This is a genomic window from Devosia geojensis, assembly GCF_000969415.1.
Classification (GTDB): Bacteria; Pseudomonadota; Alphaproteobacteria; order Rhizobiales; family Devosiaceae; genus Devosia; species Devosia geojensis.
The window spans coordinates 1-3,382 of record NZ_JZEX01000171.1 but is presented as its reverse complement, the minus strand read 5'-3'; the positions used below and the strand labels follow the sequence as shown (position 1 = coordinate 3,382).

The 3,382-nt window shown below is 69.9% G+C and carries 1 protein-coding gene and 1 pseudogene; one reads left to right on the top strand and one right to left on the bottom strand.

Translation table 11 applies throughout. The annotated features are described in order from the left end of the window. Positions 1-592, top strand: a pseudogene (locus tag VE25_RS18970) (ATP-binding protein); the annotation flags it as partial. Between the two features lie 315 nt (positions 593-907). On the opposite strand, the gene VE25_RS18965 reads toward VE25_RS18970, so the two are convergent. Continuing rightward, positions 908-3,163 carry a putative bifunctional diguanylate cyclase/phosphodiesterase gene (locus VE25_RS18965; protein WP_046110240.1) on the bottom strand — a complete coding sequence of 752 codons (2,256 nt, stop codon included), beginning with the start codon at positions 3,161-3,163 and terminating at the stop codon, positions 908-910. Between the last annotated feature and the right edge of the window lie 219 nt (positions 3,164-3,382).

Below are 3,382 nucleotides of genomic sequence, written 5' to 3'. Positions count from 1 at the left end.
CGCCCAGCTCGCCGAGGCGCGCACGCAAACGCCGCCGCAGCAAACGCTCTTCGAGGAGATCGACGAGGCCGAGCGCGAGGCGGCGATCGACGCGGTGATGCGCGAACTCCTCGACGATCCCGATGCCGGCTTCCGGTCGGTCGCCCAGCTCTACCAGGACTTCCTCGTGCGCTGCCGCATCCGGCGCGTGCCGGGCGAGCCGCCCGCGCTGCCGGCCCTCCGCAGGAAGCTCGCGGTGGCGCGCGCCGGGGTCGCGACCGAGATCGCCGAGAGCGAGGCCTGGCAGCAGGCGCTGGCGCTCTCGGAAAGCCTGACCGACGACATCCAGGGCGTGTTCCTGATGATCGCGCGGGCCGCGGTCGCCGGCGAGCCCTGCCCCTCGGACGCAACGCTCGCGCGCGCCTACGGCACGCATTCGACCGGCCGCGCCCGCCGGCTCCTCGGCTATTTCGAGGAGCGCAACCTGCTGGTGCTGCGCGTCGACTTCCGCGGCAACCGCATCGCGGCCCTGCCCGACCTCGGCTGCGAAACCGCGCCGGGCGACCCGAACGGCCCGGACGTGTTGGAGGAGGAGCGGCCGGCGGCGGAGTAGTTTGCCGGGTGCGGCGGTGCGCTTGGCACCGCCTCATACACTACCCCGATGTCATCCCGGCGAAGGCCGGGATCCAGTAAACGACGCCGGTGCGGCCTGCTACTATGTTTCCATCCCAGCCGAGTCATCCCCGCGAAAGCGGGGACCTCAGTTTGCGATATCGACTAAGCAACGGAGAATCCCGCTTTCGCGGGAACGACCCAGTGGGAGGTTTTGCGCAAAACCGCTTGGCTGGCGTTTACTGGGTCCCGGCTTTCGCCGGGATGACAGCCGGTGGGAGGTCATGGCGCTGAGACAGCTCGCAAGTTCGCAGCCTCAAGCCCGCAGCCGCTCCGCTCCCGTGCCCAGATACCCCTGCACCGCCCGCGCATCCATCGGCCGGGCATAGAGATAGCCCTGCGCCCATTCGCAGCCGACCGCGCGCAGGAACTGCGCCTGCCCCTCGGTCTCGACCCCCTCGGCCACGACGCCGAGCTCGAGATTGTGGGCGAGGTCGACCACCGCGTGGACGATGGAAGTGGTGCTGGCGTCCGTTCCCAGCCGCGAAATGAAGCTGCGGTCGATCTTCAACACGTCGACCGGGAACTCGCGCAGGTGCGTGAGCGATGCAAAGCCGGTGCCGAAATCGTCGAAGGCGATGGTCACGCCCCCGTACTTGAGCTCGCGGCAAACCTCGAGCGCGTGGCCTGCGGCGCGCGAGAGGAAGACGTCCTCGGTCACCTCCACCTCGATGGCGCCCGGCGGCAGGCCGAGCGCGTCGATGCGCTCCAGCATCGCGCGCCCGAGATTGCGGTTGCGGAATTGGCTGGCGCCCAGATTGATCGCGACCGACCCGAAGTCGAGCCCCTGCCCCTGCCACCCGGCCGCCTGGGAGAGCGCGCTCTCGATGACGAAATTGCCGATCTCGGCGGAAAGCCCGGGATCCTTCAGCGCCGGCTCGAACGCGCCGGCCGAGACGACCGATCCGTCCTCGCGCACCCAGCGCAGCAGCGCCTCGAACCCCTGGTGGGCGCCGCCGATGAGGCGGACCTTGGGCTGATAGTAGAGCTCGAGCCCGCCACGTTTCAGCGCCCGGCCGACATCGCGCACGATGGCGAACCGCCGCGTCGCCTCGGCGCGCAGCTCCGGCCGGTAGATCGCCTCGCAGTTCTTGCCCGCGCCCTTGGCGTCGTAGAGCGCCAGGTCGGCGTCGGCAAAGAGCGCATCGCTCATCACCGGCTCGCCGCCCGACCAGTAGGCGATGCCGATCGAGGCGCTGAGCTGGAAGGCGTGCCCGCGCCAGCGCAGCGGCACCTGGATGGCCTTGCGGATATGCCGGGCGAGCGCGCGCGCGTCCTGCCGGCCCGCCGGCTCTTCGACCAGCACGGCGAACTCGTCCCCGCCGATGCGCGCAACGAGCGCCTCGCGCCCGGCCGACCGGGCGATCCGCCGCGACACGCGCTTGAGGCATTCGTCGCCCGCCGCATGGCCGTGGGTGTCGTTGATGTCCTTGAACCCGTCGAGGTCGAGCAGCAGGAACGCATGACGCCGGCCCGCACGGCGCGTCGGCAGATCGTCGATATGGGCCTGCAGGAACGCCCGGTTGTAGAGGCCGGTGAGCCCGTCGCGCTCGGCGAGCGAGGCGATGCGGTCGGCCGCCTCCTTCTCCTCGGTGATGTCGCGCACGATGCCGAGGCGCCGCACCGGCACGCCGTCGACGTGATCGATCTCGGACGTCACCCGCACCCAGCGCCGGTTCCCCTTCGCCGTGACGATCTGCGCATCGAACTGGTGGCCGGTGCCGGCCTTGGCGGCCCGCGACACGATTCCCTTGACGCGCCGCCGCTCGCCCGGCGGATAGAACGACAGGATCGCCGCCTCGTCGATGACGAAGTCCTCCGGGACCTCGAAGAGCCGATACATGCCCTCGCTCCAGCGGCTGGCCCCCGTCTTGAGGTCGCGCTCCCAGGCGCCGATCCGCGCGATGGCCGAAGCCTGCGCCAGCACCCGGTGCTGATGCGAAAGCAGCCGGCGCTGCTGCTCGGCGAGGCGTCCCTGCGCCTCGAGTTCGTGCGACAGCCGCGAAAGCGCCTGCGCCGTGTCGTATTGGCGCAGCAGCCCGCTGCCGACGGCGGCGAGGCGCTCGAGCGCTTCGGCTTCGCTCTGCGTGAGGGTGCGCGGACGGGTGTCGAAAACGCAGAGCGCCCCCACCACCTCCTCGCCGAGCATCAACGGGGCGCCGGCATAGAAGCGCAGGTGCGGCGCCCCCGCCACCAGCGGGTGCCGCCAGGTGCCGCTGTCGGCGGAAAGATCGGCGATGCTGAGGGGCGCGCGCGTCGTAATGAGCCGCGTGCAGAAGGCGAGCTCGCGCGATATCTCGCGGCGGGTGAGCCCGCGCATTGCCTTGAACCACTGCCGCCTGTCGTCGATGAGGGAGATGCCGCAGGTCGCAACGCCGAACGTGCGGCAGGTGAGGTCGACCAGCGCCTCGAACTCCGGTGCGGGCGGCGTATCGAGGAGACCGAGCGCCTTGACGGCCTTCAGCCGCCGCGCTTCGCCGCCGCTTTCCCCAATCGTCGCTTCGTCAGCCATGTTCTAGGCACCGTCAATGAGGGCTTCTGCCCTTGTCGAACGACCCTAGGATGGCCCTCTTAATGAAGCCTGTACGCGCTCCGCACGGATGCAGGCAACACACCGGCAAACCGGGAAACAGTTAACGAGCGGTGATGGCGCCTAGAGCGTGTCAGGCTTTATTAGAACCAGCGGTCCCTTCGCCTCCCTCCCCCTTGAGGGGAGGGAATGAGGGTGGGG

What these genes read in the sequence shown, in the direction of transcription:
- VE25_RS18965 (WP_046110240.1), bottom strand. Translation starts at nt 3,163, where the DNA reads ATGGCTGACGAAGCGACGATTGGGGAAAGCGGCGGCGAAGCGCGGCGG.